The sequence below is a fragment of the Lutibacter sp. TH_r2 genome (assembly GCF_033101135.1).
Classification (GTDB): Bacteria; Bacteroidota; Bacteroidia; order Flavobacteriales; family Flavobacteriaceae; genus Lutibacter.
The window spans coordinates 75,611-92,272 of sequence record NZ_JAWMPV010000003.1 but is presented as its reverse complement, the minus strand read 5'-3'; the positions used below and the strand labels follow the sequence as shown (position 1 = coordinate 92,272).

The window sequence follows — 16,662 nt, the reverse complement described above, 5'->3', positions numbered from 1 at the left end:
ATTTAAACTAAATGTTTTGAATTTTCTCTAAAAAAACTTTACGTTTTGCACGTGCAATTGGAATTTTATCTCCATTTGTTAAAACTACATAACCTTCATTTAAAAAATCTGAAATAAAATTAAGATTAATAAAATGAGATTTATGAATTGAAAAAAAATGTTGAAGCTTTGATGAATTTGAAAATTTACCAATACTGTATGAACTTAATATAGATGTATTTTCGAGTACAATTTTGGTGTAACCATCTACGCCTTCAAACCTAATAATATCTTCTGTTTTTAGAAAACTTAACCCTTTTTGTGTGGGAATTACAATTGTAGAATTTCCATTATTTGTTAAGTTTTCTAGGAGTTGTCTATTTTTTTCAAAAGCACTTTTCTGGTCAATATTTTTTAAAGCATTTGACACTGCATTTTTAAGTTCTTCATTATCAATTGGTTTAACTATGTAGCCTATAGCACAATGCTGTATAGCTTCAATTGCATACTCATTATAAGCGGTTACAAAAATAATTTCAAAGTTAGGATTGTTTATTTTAGATAATAAATCAAAACCACTTAAAACAGGCATTTCAATATCAACAAATAATAGATTAGGATGTTGAGCATTAATTTGTTTTAGTGCCTTTTGCGAATTTTGAAATTTATGAGTAATAGTAATATTAGGAAAATATTTTTCAATTTTTAGAGCTAAACTTTCCAGAGCATTTTTCTCATCATCAACAATAATGGCTGTTATAGTATTATCCATTTTTTAAAAATATTAATTGAACGCAGGTTCCGTTTGTTTTTTCTAATTCATTTATAGAATACGTAATATGCCACTCTTTGGATTTGTTTAATAGCATTATTCGATCTTTTATTATTTCAGTAGATTTAGAAACATGAGTTCTAATAGAGTTTTCTTTAATTTCTTTAGCTTTTGTAAGTCCTATTCCGTTATCGCATATTTTTATAGTGAAGGTATTTGTTGAATTATAGATAAAACCAATTGATATTAACCCTTTTCCTTCATTATGAAATAAGCCATGGTTTACTGCGTTTTCAACAATGGGTTGCAAAAGCATTGATGGAATTTTTTGTTCACTTAGGTTAAGCTTTTTATCAATATTAAATTTAAACTTAAAATCATTTCCAAAACGCATTTGTTCAATTTCTAAATAATTGTTAAGTAGAGAAATTTCTTGTTCTAAAGAAATAAATTTATCTCTTGAGAAATCGAAAAATTTTCTAATAAGTCTTGAAAATTTCACCAAATATTTTTCAGAAAGTTCAATTTCATTTTTGTTAATGTAATATTGAATTGAATTTAATGAATTAAATACAAAATGTGGATTCATTTGAGATCTTAAAGCGTGTAGTTCAAATTCTGCAAGTTGTTTTTGAGTATTAATTTTAGTTGTTCTTTTTGCTAATTCTTTGTTTCTAATAATTGATAATACATAAACTAAAAAAGCAATTGTAAATAATGTAAATAGTAGTTTAGCTAAAATTCTTTGGTACCAGAGAGGTGTAATTTTAAAAGAAAATTCATTTTCAAAAGCATCTTTTTTTATTTTTAATTTATAGTTTTTAGGAGATAAATTACTAAAAGTTAAATTATTTGAGTTGGAAGAAATCCAATCATTTTGAATAGGTTCTAATTTATACTCATAAGAGGTGTTTAAATTTCCTTCAGAAAAATCTATGGTTGCTATTTTAAAATTTACACTGTTGTTACTTGTGTATTTTTGACTTTTGTTGGAGTAGGTAATGGTTGTGTTGTTGTATAAAACTTTATTGAAATAAATAGACGAAAGCTGTGAGTAGTTTTTATGTTTTTTTGGAAGCAATGCTACGCCATTGTTTGTGCTTGCTAAAATATCATTGTCAATAATTACAATATCGTTAATATTGTTTGATGGTAAACCATCACTAATGTCATATTTATTATGAAAGCTATAAGAGTTGTTTTTTTTAACGTAGTTAAATATACCTTCATTTGTTGCAAGCCATAATGTATCCTTTTCAACAAAACTACTTTCTATTGCTAAATATTCTGATTTTGGAAGTTGGTAAATGGTGTCAAAATCGGAAATATAAGCTCCAAAACCATCGGTACCTAGCACAATTTTATTTTCAGAAAGTTTATTTATAGATATAATAGATTTTGTAAATGGTTTATTTTTAAAAGAGATATCAATTAAACTATCATTTTTTAATTCTTTTAGTCCATAATTAGTTGCAACTAAAAGCCGATTGTTAAACTTAATAATTTTGTTTATTCCAGGTAGGGAAATGTGATTTTCTAGTTTAAAAGTAGTGGGATTTAATTTATACATTCCAAAATAATAAACAGCATATAGTGATTTATTTAAAAGAATAACTTGAGAGGGATTATCTATTTTTTGGTTAATGGTATTAAATAAATTTAATGTTGTACGTGTGTTTTTTTTTATTTGAATAAACTTATTTTTTGTTAAAAAGAATTGTGAATTTAAACTGTCAATTTTTATGGTGCTAAATGGATAGTCTGAAGCTTTAAAAATAAGATTAAAATCTTTTTTATTTTTATTGTATTTATAAAAACCTTTTTCGTTTATGCTTGTGTAAATTTCAGCATCTACCGTATTAAACTTTTTAACTTTTTCTTTATTTAATACATATTTATTCAATTTTTTAGATACCGGAAGTTTATAAATTCCGTTTGAAAAAGTAGCGAACCAAATATTTTCGTTTTTGTCTATTAAAGCAAAATGTGATTTAATTTCTTTAGGGAAAATATAGGCATTCTTAATTTGAAAATATTCATCTAAATAACCTACAAACCCAGTGCCAGAAATTTGAATTTCACCATTTACCGTATTAATTCTATTATGTTTTGAAAATTCTATACCAATTTGGTTTTTATAAGAATATTTGTGAGTTTTTAAAGTGTTTAAATTTAGAACTACATAATTTTTTGGTGATGCCCAAATATAGAGGCTATCATTTAGTTGTTTTTTGTATGCGTCGGAAGAGCAAAGTTTATCTTTGAAAGCAATACTTTTTATAAGTATATTATTTTTATTATATAAACTTAAAGTATCATAATTATGATTTAAATAAAAATTTTTTAAATTTTTATGATAAAGAATTGTGCGGTCATCTTTATTATTATAATTTACATGGGTTTTAACCCATTTTCCATTTGATAATTTGAATGATTTTCTGGGTCCAGCAGGGTATATGTTATTTTCAACTTGACTTGTAAAAATAGGATTCATAATTTCATGTGGATCTTCATTTGGAAATGATTGCACTGTATCATTTTCAATATATCCTAATTTTGTTGTTTTAGCTAAATACCAAACTTTAGCATCGGGAGTAGTAATTGCTTCCCAAATATCATTTTTAGGTAAGCCATTTTTGGTTGTGAACGTTTTAAATTCGTTACCGTTATATCTTACCATTCCTTTATCGGTTAAAAACCATATAAAACCTTTGGCATCTTGTCTAATAGTATAAATGTGGTTGCTTGGTAACCCGTCTTTAATAGAATAATTGGTAAACTGTTGCGCAAAAGAAAAACTCCACATTAATAATGTGAGCACACTAATAATATGGAGCCTTTTTATTTTCAATTATTTTGATTTGGTTCTAAATATATAATTTAAAATGAAATTATATGTTTATACTAGAAACTAATTTCATCAATAGTACCATCACAATCATTATCCAAACCATCTAAAACTTCTTTAGCGTATGGATGAACTTTGGCATTTGAATCATCACAATCTAAATTATTTGACACGCCGCCATCTCCATCTGCAAATGTTGTTGAACCATATCCATCTCCATCGGCGTCTTTATATTTAACGTCGTCTATATCAGTTTCACCATTACAGTTATCATCCATACCATTATTGTAAATTTCTTCAGCTAAAGGGTTAATTGCAACATTACTATCATCACAATCACCAGCAACCCATGAATACCCGTTTGGAGCGTCATCATTATTATAATCATCAATTTCTATTATAACTGGGCTATCTGGATTCCCAAAGCCATCTTCATCTTTATCAGCATAAAAAGTAATTGCAATTTTACCATTGCAATCTTCATCAGTTAAATTATCAGGTATTTCTGTTGCTCCTGGATAAACATCAGCGTTGGTGTCATCACAATCTGCTTGTGCTCCTCTAATATAACCTGCAGGTTGGTCTGCAAGATATGCTTCAATTGGTGTAGCTGAAGTATCGGCATATCCGTCGTCATCCATATCTGGATACCATCTATAAGTTGGTTCTCCTGAACACGCAGGTCCAATTATAAATATTGCAACTACTAAAAGTGTTAAAGGAATACCGATGTTTATAATTCGTTTTTTCATATTGTTTATTTTAAGATTAATTTATTTTTTGTTTTTAATTTAATGTAGAATAAAGAAGCTATGATTAATATAAGGATTGCTATAAATTGAGAATGAGAAAGCCAATTTTCAATAATATAGCCTCGGTTATCGCCTCTAAAAAGTTCAATAATAGTTCTGCTAATTGCGTACATTGAAACATAGAGTATAAATAGTTGGCCTTTAAATTGTTGTCGTTTTTTTATGATAAGAAGAATTAGAGCGATACTAATTAAAATACTTACTTCATATAATTGTGTTGGGTGAACTGTTAAATTATTAGAGTTTGGAAATGTTACTCCAAAAAAACTTGTGGTTTCTGAACCATAGCAGCAGCCAGCGTTAAAACATCCAATTCTACCTAAACTATGCGCTATAACTGTTGTAATAGCCATAATATCTAATATTGGTAATACGGGTATTTTATAGTGTTTTAAATACCAAATTACAATTGGAATTATGGTTACAAACGATCCATAGAATACAAATCCGCCAGAAAAATTATCGAGCATTAGGTGAGGATTATTCCAAAAATGGATTGGTCTTTCTAAATAATAAAATAGTTTTCCTCCAACAAAACCAGCTATAAATATGATGTAAAAGAAATTGTTGGAAAGGTTTTTTATTCCCAACTCTTTTTTTGCTCTCCATTTTGTGTACAACGTACCCAATAAGGTTCCTAATACAATACAAAAAGCATAGGTATAAATAGTTATTTGATGATTTCCAATAGGAAAACTAAATAATTCGGGATGCATAACTTACTTTTTTACAATTTTTTTAGTTAAAATCCCTTCAGAAGTTTTTATGGCTATAAAGTAAATACCACTGTTTAAATATGAAATGTTTAATACGTTGTTACCGTTTTGTAATTCACCAGTTTTTACAGTTTGACCTTGTAGATTAGAGAGTATAAAACTTCCTTCGTTATTTATTTTTACAGTTAATTTTTCTTTTACTGGGTTTGGAAAAATATGATATTTCAAATTGTTTTTTGAAAATTCGTTAGACGATAAGGTTGTGTTAATTTGTGTGGTTGCCGTATTTGTAATAATTGGTAAGTTATAATCAAAATAAATATGAGCAATATTAGAAATAATATCTCCTGCAACAAATGTGCTTTTGGGTTTTACTCTGTAGTAAATCCAACCATGACTTCCTGGTTCATCGGTTGTGCTGTCTGCTAAATTAATTCCATTAAAAACAAAATCTATCTCATTAACATTATTAATAACTGTATTATAATTATGACTTGCAGCTATAGGTTGAAAGGTACTCCAATCTAAAAATGCATCTAGAGTGTTTTCTACAGTAATATTAATTGCTGAAGCTGTTCCTGTATTCTGAAATCTAATAATTACACTTAAAAAATCATCTGCTTGAGTTTCTGTAATTAAAGGGCCTTCAAGAAATGTTATGTCATTAGGGTCGTAAGAACCAATAGTAATTTGGTCAAATGTAAATGTATTGTTTGTTGGTGTGTAATCTCCAGTAATTGGAGTAACAGAAGCTGTATAACTTAAAATATCTCCATTATTTACTGTTGGTGGCGTAAAAATATTAAAGTTAATATCTATATATCTAGTCTCTAAAGGCATTAAATTATTGTAACTCCAAATTAATGGACTAGTAGTTGCTGTAGGTGGTATAGATGCTCCTAAAAACGTAACCTTTGTATTATCGTAAGTTAAATCTACTACGCCACTTAATGTAGTAGTCCCAATATTGGTATATCTTAATTGATAAGCTGTATTAAAACCTGGTCTTGCTTGAGTGGTTGGAATTATAGATACTATTACATCATTTACAACAGAGTTTGGAGTAACACAGAAATCTTGGTTTGTAATATTATTAATTCCAGAGTTAATTGTATTTGTATAGTTTGCTGGAGTTGCATTGTAGAGTGTTTGATTTGTTTGGGTTACAAAATTACCTGATGCTGATGTTTCTATTGAAAAATCTCCATTTGCATCAGTTAGTACATTGTAGCTTGTGTTAGAATTAGTTTCATTTAACTGAATAGAAAAATTCTCAATTATTGTACTTGATGTGGAACACCCATCATTATTAACATCTAAGGTTACTTTACCACTAAATGTGTTTTCAATAACTTCTCTAAAACCAACGTTATCTACAATAAATTGTGCGTCTTGACTATGTTGCCCAGTATATTCTAAATAATAAACCCCACTAGTTACAATATTGAAACTTCCAGAACTCCATTCTTCTAAATAACCACTAGAATTGCCATTAACTAATCCAACGTTTGTTACAGTTGTACCATTGATATCTTTTAAATTAACACCCCAAAATCCACCAAGCCCTATTTCTCCCATCATTGGGTCATACTGAGTATTCTTATATTCAGTAAATAATTTATACGCTTTACTAGCATCTAAATAAAATTGAGGAGAAGTAAGTATAAAATCTCTAGTATAGATACCTGAAACATTTAGGTACATCTCTCCTCCAGATGCATTAATACTTGTATCTGTTCCTGTAATTGCCCAACCTGAAGTGTCTATATTAAAGCCTCCATTGGGTATAAGTATAGTTTGGCTAAATCCAAATGTACTAATAAACAGTACTGTAATTAAAAGTAGTTTTGTTTTCATAATAATTTATTAAAGTTCAATTACAAACATATACTAGTAATACTATAAAAAATAGCTTCATTCGATGAAGTGTTATGTTGATTTGATAAAGTGAAAAAGCAGTTAATTCTAAACTAACTGCTTTTGTGTAAATAAAAATATAGGGACTATTTATTTTTTTCGTAATTAAATACTACATCAATCTTTTTCTGAAATTGTTTGTGAGAATTTAAAATAAATATTTGTCAAACAAATATATAGTCAATGAATAGTGAAATAAAGAGTGAATCTATTAACGGTAGTGTTGATTCGATAAAGTGGATTAAAAATTTAGCTTTTCACATCTAAAGCATCTCGTAGTGCATTTCCAATAAGCATAAAAGCCATAACTAAACTCATAATTGCTAAACCAGGAATAATAGCCAAATAGGCTTTGCCTAAAATAATATAACTGTAGTGATCTTTAATCATTGCGCCCCAAGAAGGAGTAGGAGGTTGGGCACCAATTCCTAAAAAACTTAAACCGCTTTCTATTAAAATTGCTCCCGCAAAATTTGCAGCTGAAATAACTATAACAGGCGCCATAATATTTGGTAAAATATGATTGAATACTATTCTAAAGTTTGAAAAACCTAAAGCTTTGGCAGCTTCAACATATTGCATTTTTTTGGAACTCATTATTTGACCACGAACAACTCTGGCAACTTCAACCCACATAGTAAGTCCAACAGCAATAAACACTTGCCAAAACCCTTTTCCTAAAGCTAATGTAATTGCTATTACCAATAAAAGTGTAGGTATTGACCATGTTATATTTATAAGCCACATGATAAATGTATCAACTTTTCCGCCAAAATAACCAGCAGTTGCTCCAATTGAAATACCGATAACTAATGAAATAAACACAGCTACAAAACCAATAAAAAACGAAATTCGTGTTCCAACAAGCATTCGACTTAATAAATCTCTACCATATTTATCGGTACCTAAATAAAATTTTCTTTTTGAGATAAAGTTTGAAATTTCTTTGTTTTGAAATGAGGTAATTGAAATTGATTTATGAATGTTTTGAGGAAAAGTGGTGTAGTTTAATTCATTGTTTTCCATTTGATATTCAGAAATAGGTACTTCAATATTAGTGTTTATACTTCCAAAAAATAATTTATTTAAAAAAGATTGTTCTGTTTTATTTTTAGAAGGAATAGATAACATTAATGTTTCAAAACCTGGTTTTTTAGAATGAATTTCTAAATGCATTTGATTAGCATTACTGCTGCTATCTGGTGCAATTGCATACGCAAATATAGCAACAAAACCACATAAAACTATAAACCAAAAAGAAAGCACTCCAATAGTGTTTTTTTTAAACTTTTGAAGTGCTAATATTGTTAATGAATTGGTATTTGTTTTCAAATGCTTGTGTTTTACAAGCGTAAAAATACAATTTTAGGTTTAGTTTTTAACTAATAAATGTGATGGTTTAATTTTTAATTCTGATACTACATTTAAAGCTTCTTCCATATAAATATCTTTTTTAAGATTTTTATGCCAACGCTCGCGTTTTTCAGCTAAACCTTCATCAGTTTTTATAATTGCTTGCTCGTAATTTGGAGAGCTGTAAGTTAAATTAGTACTGTAATCATATATACTTTCGTATTTTTCAGATTCGCTTTTATGAGATTCTAAATCGTTTTTATAATCTTCGTAACTTAAATAAATAATTGTATCGTCTTGTGATTTTTTTAGCCACTTTGCATTTTCGTCAATTAATTTAAATTGTGAATTTGTTGAAATTCTTTTTTTACTATTATTAATTACCTTGTCAAAATTCTTATAATAATTCCATAGGTTATAAGTAGCTTGTGGAACTTTATCAAATTGCAGTGCTTTTGGTAAATCTCTTTCACCAATTTCCATGTAGCTATATCTGCTTGGAATAATAATATCAGATTTTACACCTTCTAGCTGTGTAGAACCTCCGTTTATTCTATAAAATTTTTGAATAGTCATTTTTAAAGCACCCAAATCTTCTTTTAAATTGGTATATCTATTCAAGTCTAATACACTTTGAACTGTACCTTTTCCATAGGTTTGTTTACCGCCAATTACTATTGCTCTTCCATAATCTTGCATTGCTGCAGCAAAAATTTCAGAAGCTGAAGCAGACATTTCATTTACTAGTACAACCAATGGTCCATCCCAAACAACTTTTGAATCTTCATCAGATTTTACTTTAGCGTTTTCGTCTCTATATTTTACCTGAACAACAGGACCTTTATCTATAAATAAACCTGTAATTTCAATGGCTGTTTTTAAAGATCCTCCACCGTTGTTTCGTAAATCAATTACTAAACCTTCAATATTTTCTTCTTTTAAACGCTCTATTTCTTGCTCCATATCTGTAGCAGAATTTCGATAATTTTTTTCGTCAAAATCTATATAAAATTTAGGTAAATTAATTACACCAAAAGTTTTGTTTTCTTTTTTAACTATAGAAGATTTAACAAAAGTTTCGTCTAGTTCAACAACATCTCTAATTATTGAAATTACTTTTACAGTTCCATCAATTTTTTTTACAGTAAGTTTAACTTCAGTACCTTTTTTACCTTTTATGTATTCAATAGCATCATCTAAACGCATACCAACAATATCAACTGGTTCTTCATCACCTTGTGCTACTTTTGTGATTAGATCTTCAGGTTCTAATTCACCTTGTTTCCAGGCTGGACCACCAGAAATAATTTCACTTACTTTAGTATAATCATTTTTCTTCATTAATCGTGCTCCAATACCTTCTAATTTTCCCGCCATAGAAATATCAAAACGTTTTTTTAAGCTTGGATCTAAATAAGTAGTATGCGGATCAAAATCTTCAGTTATACAATTAACAAAGGTTGAAAACCAATCAGATGAAGTTAATTCGTCCATTCTTTCATAAAAATCATTCATATTAGATAAAGTAGCTTCGCGAGAAATTACCTCAAGTTCTTTAAACGATTTTACTTGGTATGTTTCATCTTCTTTCTTTTTATCTTCTTCATCTGTTATTTTATCGTGAATTCTAGATAATGTACTGAACTTTAATTGTTTTAGCCAATTTTGGATTAGTTGAGTTTTGTTTGTTGCATACTTTTTGTTTTCGTAATTGACATCTAAAATTTCTTTTTTATCGAAGTTGAATTCTGTAGCTAAAATTTCTTCATAATAGATTTTACTTTCATTAAAACGTTGAATAAAACGATCGTGTACTAAAAAGAAAAACGTTAAATCTTCATTTTTAATTTGGTCGTCTATAAGTGTTTTATATTTACTGAATTCATCAATATCACTTTGTAGAAAATAGCGTTTTGATGAATCTAATTTATTAATAAAGTCGTTAAAAACATCTTCAGAAAACGCGTCGTCCATTTCCTGTGGATGGTAATGACCTTGTGTAAGCACATATTTTAAAATGCTTAATAATACCTTGTCTTTTTCTTTTTCAGTTGCATTTATTGGAAAACTTATTAATAAGCTTAATCCAAATAGTACGGTTACAATAATTTTTCTAATCAACATATTCTTGTTCTATATTTTTATGCTATTTAAACTGCTAAAATAATGCCATTATTTTGCAGAGCGACTAATTTAACTTTTTTTTATAGATTCCTTTAAGTGTCTTACTAATTTTTTGAATTTTCCCATTATATTTTTTACAATAATTTATGAGTAACGTAATTGAATATTTAGCGTTTGCAATTTAAATTATAAAATCTATGTACAATTATAGCGAAAACAATAGCTATAGTGAGTTTACAAAATGTTAAAGTTTGTTAGGTTGAAACAATTTAAAATGTAGTAGTTTTGTTATTTAAAACAGTAAAAATGAAAAAAAGACCTTTAATTTTAGTTACAAACGATGATGGTATTACAGCTCCAGGAATTAGAACTTTAATTGATGTGATGAATCAAATAGGTGATGTTGTTGTGTTAGCACCTGATGGGCCACAAAGTGGAATGGGACATGCGGTTACTATTAACGAAACATTGTATTGTAATAAAATTAAGATTGATGATGGACCACAAATTGAGTATAAATCTTCTGGAACTCCTGCAGATTGTGTGAAATTGGCAGTAAGTGAAATTATGAAAAGAAAGCCAGATTTATGTGTGTCAGGTATTAACCATGGTTCAAACTCATCTATTAATGTAATTTATTCTGGAACTATGAGCGCTGCTGTTGAAGCTGGTGTTGAAGGAATTCCTGCTATTGGATTTTCGTTGTTAGATTATTCTTGGAATGCAAATTTTGAACCTTTAAGGGAATTTATTAAAAAAATTGCATTAAATGTTTTAAAAAATGGCTTGCCAGATGGTGTAGTTTTAAATGTGAATTTTCCAAATAGTGGAACATTTAAAGGTGTTAAAATATGTAGACAAGCACGTGCTAACTGGGTAGAAGAATTTGATAAGCGTGTAAATCCGCAAGGTAGAGAGTATTATTGGTTAACGGGTAAATTTACCAATATGGATGCTGGTGAAGATACTGATGAACGAGCTTTGGAGCAAAACTATATTTCTGTAGTTCCTGTGCAGTTCGATTTAACAGCACATCATTTTATTCAAAAATTAAATACATGGAATTTAAATGAATAAAGACAACATGTATAAAGAAATGGCAATTGGATTTGTTATTGCATTAATAGCAACAAGTTTTGGAAGTTATATTTTTATTGAATTTTTTTCAAATTATGATTTTGAGAAAAGTTTAGCTTTAATAAAAGAAGGTAATTTGCAAGGTAAGGTTTTGGTTATAGGTGCGTTAGCAAATTTATTTGTGTTTTTTATGTTTATTAAAAAGAATCAAATTTATAGAGCAAGAGGTGTTTTGTTAGAAACCATTTTAATTGCGTTATTTGTAACAGTTTTAACATTGTTTTTTTAAATGAAATATTACATAATTTCTGGTGAAGCTTCGGGAGATTTACATGGTTCAAATCTTATAAAACAACTAAAAATTCAGGATAAAAATGCTGAAATTAGATGTTGGGGAGGCGATTTAATGGAGCAAGCTGGCGGAATACTTGTAACACATTATAAAGAACGTGCTTTTATGGGTTTTGCTGAAGTGTTTACTAACCTATCTAAAATTTTAGGGTTTATAAAGTTTTGTAAAGCAGATATTTTAGAATTTAATCCAGATAAATTAATTTTTATAGATAATTCAGGATTTAATCTTCGTATTGCTAAATGGGCAAAAGCACACAATTTTAATACTATCTATTATATTTCACCTCAAGTTTGGGCAAGTAGAGCAGGTAGGGTTAAAGCAATAAAACGTGATATAGATGAAATGTATGTGGTTTTACCTTTTGTAAAAGATTTTTACAAAAAGTTTGATTACAATGTAAATTTTGTGGGTCATCCACTTTTAGATGCTATTTCAAATAGAAATAAAGTAAGCGAACTAGAATTTAGAAAAAACAATAACTTATCAAATAAACCAATTATAGCATTATTACCTGGAAGTAGAAAACAAGAAATTCAAAAATTACTTTCTATAATGCTTAAAATGCCCGCAAAATTTCCCGATTTTGAATTTGTAATTGCTGGTGCTCCAAGTCAAGATTTTGAATTTTACAAACCATTTATTACGCAAAATAATGTACAATTTGTAAGTAATAAAACATATGATTTATTGTCAATTTCTTACGCTGCAATTGTAACCTCTGGAACCGCAACTTTAGAAACAGCATTGTTTAAAGTACCAGAAATTGTTTGTTACAAAACAAGTTGGATTAGCTATCAAATAGGAAAACGTTTAATTAATTTAAAATTTATTTCTTTAGTAAATTTAATAATGGATAAAGAGGTTGTAAAAGAATTAATTCAAAATGATTTTAATGAAGAAAGTTTAGAGAAAGAATTGGTTAAAATATTAGACGATACTAATAGAGCAAGGTTATTTCTAGATTACTATGATTTAGAACAGAAATTAGGAGGTAAAGGAGCTTCTAAAAAAACAGTTGAATTAATACTAAAAAACTCTAAAACAACTTAATACTTTAGAGTTTTTTAATAAATAACCAATAATTAATTATTACAAAGTGCTTCTAAAGTATCTTCAATATCTCCAGGAGTACTCATAATTTTCATAAAAGTTCCCATAGTTAATTCTGGCCAATGTAAAGCCAATCTATATTTTCCATGAAGCATTGTTGCTTTAGTACCTTGTAAAATAATTTCATACGGCATTGCAGCAACATGATTTTCTCCAATTTTTGGTAAAAAATTAGCTTCACCATCTTTACCACTTCTTAAACCAACACCAAAAACAGCCACTTTTTGGTTAGTATATTTTAGAGTATATACTTTTGTTGTATTTCCTTTTCTAGCATTTAAATTTGTTTCAATAATTTTTAATCCTTCTTCAAAAGACGAGAATTCATTTAAAGTAACAGGATCAGAAAAATAAGGCATCATTACTTTATAATGGTATTTTTTTAGTTTATCGGCTTTAATTTTTCCTCCAAATTGTTTAAAATATGTTCCAAAAGGTGTCATTGCAGTTTTTAAATCGCTACTAAATTTTGAAAAAACACTTTTGTAAGTATTAAAACTATCTCCTAAATAGGCACGTAAAATATAATCTGGGTTAGTGTATGAAATAACAACTTTACCATCTTTTTTTACCAATCCAATTTTAAAAACAGCTGCTAAAGCACCTCTATCTTTTACTTTTATAACCGTATTTTTTAAAGTATTATTAGTAAAGGTAATTACTTTTAAATTCATTTTACTGGAAGGATTGTAAGTACCTAAAACAGTAAATTGATTGTTTTGTAAAGTTGTTATAATTTTTGCAGAAATGTTTTCAACTGATTCTGTCGATTCTCCCACTTTAATATATGGAGATAGCTCTTGTGAAGCTAAATAGTTAAAAGAGCAGACTAAAAGAATGCTAATAAATAGTTTTTTCATGATTGTGTTTGTTTAAGTTTTCAAGATAACAATTCTAAAAAATGGCTATTATGATATAAATCACTATGTAACTAATGTTACTATAGGTTGCAATTGATAGTTAGATATATTTTTAGTAGTTTTATAACGCTATGAAAAAAATGTTAAGGTTTATACCTGTGCAACTTACCTTGTATTTAATTATAGGGATTTTATTTGCTACTTATTATTCTGTTGAACCAGAAATTATTGGTGTTGTTTCTCTTTTTTTTGTAGTATGTTTAGCGTTAGTTTATGTTGTTTCAACTAGGTTAAATAGAATTGGGTTTGTGTTTTCAATACTAGTTTTTATAGTGGTGACACTTATTGGTGCAGCTTCAATTATCTATAAAACTCAAACTAATAAAACAAATCATTATACAAAGCAATTGACTGTATTAGATTCAGTAAATGTTTCTACATTGTTAATTAGAAAGGAGTTAAAATCTAACGATTTTTATTTTAAGTATAAAGCAGAAATACAAGAATTAAATTCTAAAAAAGTCACAGGGAAAGTTTTATTAAATATTCAAAAAGACTCTATAAATAGTAACTTAAAAGTAGATGATTTAATTCTAGTTAAAAACGTATTTAAAACAATTCCTTTGCCTAAAAATCCTTTTGGATTCAATTACAAAAAGTATTTAGAGAATCAACAAATTTTTCATCAAATTACAGTTTATAATAATCAACACTTTAAAAAAGTTGGAAAAAGAAAAACTATAATTAGTATTGCCGCTGTATTTAGAGAAAATATAAACAATTCATTAATTAAAAATGGATTTAAAAATGAAGAGTTAGCGGTTATAAACGCATTATTATTAGGTCAGCGTCAAACAGTTTCAAAAGATTTATTAACTGATTATTCAAAAGCTGGAGCTATTCATATTTTAGCTGTATCCGGACTTCATATTGGAATTATATTATTAATACTTTCATTTATTTTAAAACCATTAGAGTTATTTAAAAATGGTAAAATTTTTATATCAATAGCTATAATTATTTTGTTGTGGATGTATGCGGTTGTAGCTGGTTTATCACCTTCAGTAGTGCGTGCAGTTACTATGTTTAGTGCGTTAACCATTGGGATTTATGCTAATAAACCAACAAATATTTATAATACGCTATTTATTTCAATGTTCTTTTTATTATTAATTCATCCTTTTTATTTGTTTGAAGTAGGTTTTCAATTAAGCTATTTAGCAGTGTTTTCCATTGTTTGGTTACAACCTAAATTTGCAAGTGTTTGGCAACCAAAAATTTGGATAATAAATAAATTGTGGCAGTTATTAACTGTTTCGTTAGCAGCTCAAATTGGTGTTGCTCCTTTAAGTATTTTTTATTTCAATCAGTTTCCAGGATTGTTTTTTGTCTCGAATTTAGTGATTATTCCTTTTTTAGGATTTTTATTAGTTGCAGGTTTTCTAGTTATTGCACTAGCATTAGTAGATCTATTACCAAAGGTTATTGCTGAAGCTTATCAATTTATAATTGGTTTGTTAAACTATTTTGTTGGTTGGGTTGCTTCTCATGAAGAATTTATACTAGATAGTTTATCTATATCATTTTCAATTTTAATTCTTTGGTATGTTTCGTTTCTTTTACTTTTTAAGTGGATAGAAAAGAAATTATTTTATCGATTTACACTTTTTCTAACTTCTCTACTGTTGATTAGTACTGTACTAATTTTTGAAAAATATAATGTTGAAACTTCAAGCCAGTTTATTGTATTTCATAAAAATAAAGAAAGTGTAATAGGTTTAAAAAATGGAAATAGTTTTAAAATTTATTCTAACGATTCAATATTTAATAATCGTGGTTTTATAAGAGATTATAGTTTAAAGAATAGATTTAATAAATCTGAATTTATCAAATCGAATGTGAATTATTTTAATTTTAATAATGAAGAGATTTTAGTTGTGGATAGCTTATTGTTATTTGAATTTAACTCAATCAATCCAACAATTATACTATTACAAAATTCTCCCAAAATAAATCTAGAACGGTTGATTAATACCTATAAACCAAAATTGATTGTTGCTGATGGTTCCAATTACAAAAGTTCTATTTTTAATTGGAGTAAAACATGCATAAAAAAGAAAACTCCCTTTTATGATACATCACAAAAAGGAGCTTTTATTCTAAATAAATACGCTAATTAATCTTTAAAAGCATATTTAAAATTTTGTTGGTAAGCTTCCCAATCACCTTGTTCAGTTATAGTTTTAAAATCGTCAGATTTAAATAATTTTAAATATAACTCTAATTGTTGAGGTGTTTTATAACCTGGTAGCGGAGCAATTAAATTAGCATCTTCATCTAAAAATACAATTGTTGGATATGCTCTAATTCCAAAATATTGAGATAATTGGTGTGAGCTATTTCTACCATTTCCCTTACTAGAGTCAAAGTTAGGATTGGTAAATGTATTCCCTAGAAAATTTACAGTTTCATTTCCTTCAGCATTAAACTTTACCGCGTAAAAATTTTCATTTACATAATTAGCAACATCTTTATTTTTAAATGTTTTTTTATCGAGCATTTTACATGGTCCACACCAAACGGTGTAGGCATCTAGCATAATTTTTTTAGGCGTTACCTTTTGAGCTGCTACAGCTTCTTCCAAACTCATCCACTTAATCTCTTGGGCATTTATTGAAAACCCAACGATTAAAACTAGTGCAATAATTAATTTCTTCAACTTTTTGATTTTTTTAGATT

At 27.8% G+C, this 16,662-nt stretch carries 13 protein-coding genes; 4 read left to right on the top strand and 9 right to left on the bottom strand.

Translation table 11 applies throughout. From position 1 onward, the window contains the following. Window positions 1-7 precede the first annotated feature (7 nt). From R3X25_RS10310 to R3X25_RS10280, 7 genes are all read right to left on the bottom strand, one after another. Window positions 8-751, bottom strand: a complete 744-nt coding sequence (locus tag R3X25_RS10310) for a LytR/AlgR family response regulator transcription factor (protein ID WP_317674497.1) — start codon at window positions 749-751, stop codon at window positions 8-10. Next, on the bottom strand, window positions 744-3,572 hold the full coding sequence (locus R3X25_RS10305) for a histidine kinase (protein ID WP_317674495.1): 2,829 nt from the start codon (window positions 3,570-3,572) through the stop codon (window positions 744-746). The genes R3X25_RS10310 and R3X25_RS10305 overlap by 8 nt, the downstream gene beginning before the upstream one ends. 83 nt (window positions 3,573-3,655) lie before the next feature. Beyond that, the gene (locus R3X25_RS10300; protein ID WP_317674493.1) at window positions 3,656-4,351 is read right to left on the bottom strand and encodes a putative metal-binding motif-containing protein; all 696 of its coding nucleotides are present in this window, start codon (window positions 4,349-4,351) and stop codon (window positions 3,656-3,658) included. A 5-nt stretch (window positions 4,352-4,356) separates the two neighbouring features. Then, the gene (locus R3X25_RS10295; protein ID WP_317674491.1) at window positions 4,357-5,127 is read right to left on the bottom strand and encodes a prolipoprotein diacylglyceryl transferase; all 771 of its coding nucleotides are present in this window, start codon (window positions 5,125-5,127) and stop codon (window positions 4,357-4,359) included. Window positions 5,128-5,130: 3 nt separating this feature from the next. Beyond that, window positions 5,131-6,984, bottom strand: coding sequence for a T9SS type A sorting domain-containing protein (locus R3X25_RS10290; RefSeq protein WP_317674489.1), 1,854 nt, complete (start codon window positions 6,982-6,984; stop codon window positions 5,131-5,133). 309 nt (window positions 6,985-7,293) lie between these two features. Further along, window positions 7,294-8,376, bottom strand: a complete 1,083-nt coding sequence (locus R3X25_RS10285; RefSeq protein ID WP_317674487.1) for an ABC transporter permease — start codon at window positions 8,374-8,376, stop codon at window positions 7,294-7,296. A gap of 39 nt (window positions 8,377-8,415) precedes the next feature. Further along, window positions 8,416-10,521 carry a carboxy terminal-processing peptidase gene (locus R3X25_RS10280; protein WP_317674485.1) on the bottom strand — a complete coding sequence of 702 codons (2,106 nt, stop codon included), beginning with the start codon at window positions 10,519-10,521 and terminating at the stop codon, window positions 8,416-8,418. Window positions 10,522-10,827: 306 nt separating this feature from the next. On the opposite strand from R3X25_RS10280, the gene surE reads away from it, so the two are divergent. From surE to lpxB, 3 genes are read left to right on the top strand one after another with little or no spacing between them, the layout of a single operon-like run. Next, the gene (gene surE / locus R3X25_RS10275) at window positions 10,828-11,598 is read left to right on the top strand and encodes a 5'/3'-nucleotidase SurE (protein ID WP_317674483.1); all 771 of its coding nucleotides are present in this window, start codon (window positions 10,828-10,830) and stop codon (window positions 11,596-11,598) included. Beyond that, window positions 11,591-11,887 carry a hypothetical protein gene (locus R3X25_RS10270; RefSeq protein ID WP_317674481.1) on the top strand — a complete coding sequence of 99 codons (297 nt, stop codon included), beginning with the start codon at window positions 11,591-11,593 and terminating at the stop codon, window positions 11,885-11,887. The genes surE and R3X25_RS10270 overlap by 8 nt, the downstream gene beginning before the upstream one ends. Further along, entirely contained in the window at window positions 11,888-13,003 is a 1,116-nt protein-coding gene (gene lpxB / locus R3X25_RS10265; RefSeq protein ID WP_317674479.1) for a lipid-A-disaccharide synthase, read from the top strand. A 32-nt stretch (window positions 13,004-13,035) separates the two neighbouring features. On the opposite strand, the gene R3X25_RS10260 is transcribed toward lpxB, so the two are convergent. After that, entirely contained in the window at window positions 13,036-13,923 is an 888-nt protein-coding gene (locus R3X25_RS10260; RefSeq protein WP_317674477.1) for a hypothetical protein, read from the bottom strand. A gap of 140 nt (window positions 13,924-14,063) precedes the next feature. On the opposite strand from R3X25_RS10260, the gene R3X25_RS10255 reads away from it, so the two are divergent. After that, window positions 14,064-16,103 (top strand): ComEC/Rec2 family competence protein, encoded by a 2,040-nt coding sequence (locus R3X25_RS10255; protein ID WP_317674475.1) that lies wholly within the window; start codon window positions 14,064-14,066, stop codon window positions 16,101-16,103. On the opposite strand, the gene R3X25_RS10250 is transcribed toward R3X25_RS10255, so the two are convergent. Continuing rightward, the gene (locus tag R3X25_RS10250) at window positions 16,100-16,642 is read right to left on the bottom strand and encodes a thioredoxin family protein (RefSeq protein ID WP_317674473.1); all 543 of its coding nucleotides are present in this window, start codon (window positions 16,640-16,642) and stop codon (window positions 16,100-16,102) included. The genes R3X25_RS10255 and R3X25_RS10250 overlap by 4 nt on opposite strands. Window positions 16,643-16,662: the final 20 nt, after the last annotated feature.

Excerpts from the sequence above, each read along its gene's own strand:
- R3X25_RS10310 (WP_317674497.1), bottom strand. The coding sequence starts at position 751 with ATGGATAATACTATAACAGCCATTATTGTTGATGATGAGAAAAATGCT.
- R3X25_RS10300 (WP_317674493.1), bottom strand. The coding sequence starts at position 4,351 with ATGAAAAAACGAATTATAAACATCGGTATTCCTTTAACACTTTTAGTA.
- R3X25_RS10295 (WP_317674491.1), bottom strand. The coding sequence starts at position 5,127 with ATGCATCCCGAATTATTTAGTTTTCCTATTGGAAATCATCAAATAACT.
- R3X25_RS10290 (WP_317674489.1), bottom strand. The coding sequence starts at position 6,984 with ATGAAAACAAAACTACTTTTAATTACAGTACTGTTTATTAGTACATTT.
- R3X25_RS10280 (WP_317674485.1), bottom strand. The coding sequence starts at position 10,521 with ATGTTGATTAGAAAAATTATTGTAACCGTACTATTTGGATTAAGCTTA.
- surE (WP_317674483.1), top strand. The coding sequence starts at position 10,828 with ATGAAAAAAAGACCTTTAATTTTAGTTACAAACGATGATGGTATTACA.
- R3X25_RS10270 (WP_317674481.1), top strand. The coding sequence starts at position 11,591 with ATGAATAAAGACAACATGTATAAAGAAATGGCAATTGGATTTGTTATT.
- lpxB (WP_317674479.1), top strand. The coding sequence starts at position 11,888 with ATGAAATATTACATAATTTCTGGTGAAGCTTCGGGAGATTTACATGGT.
- R3X25_RS10260 (WP_317674477.1), bottom strand. The coding sequence starts at position 13,923 with ATGAAAAAACTATTTATTAGCATTCTTTTAGTCTGCTCTTTTAACTAT.
- R3X25_RS10255 (WP_317674475.1), top strand. The coding sequence starts at position 14,064 with ATGTTAAGGTTTATACCTGTGCAACTTACCTTGTATTTAATTATAGGG.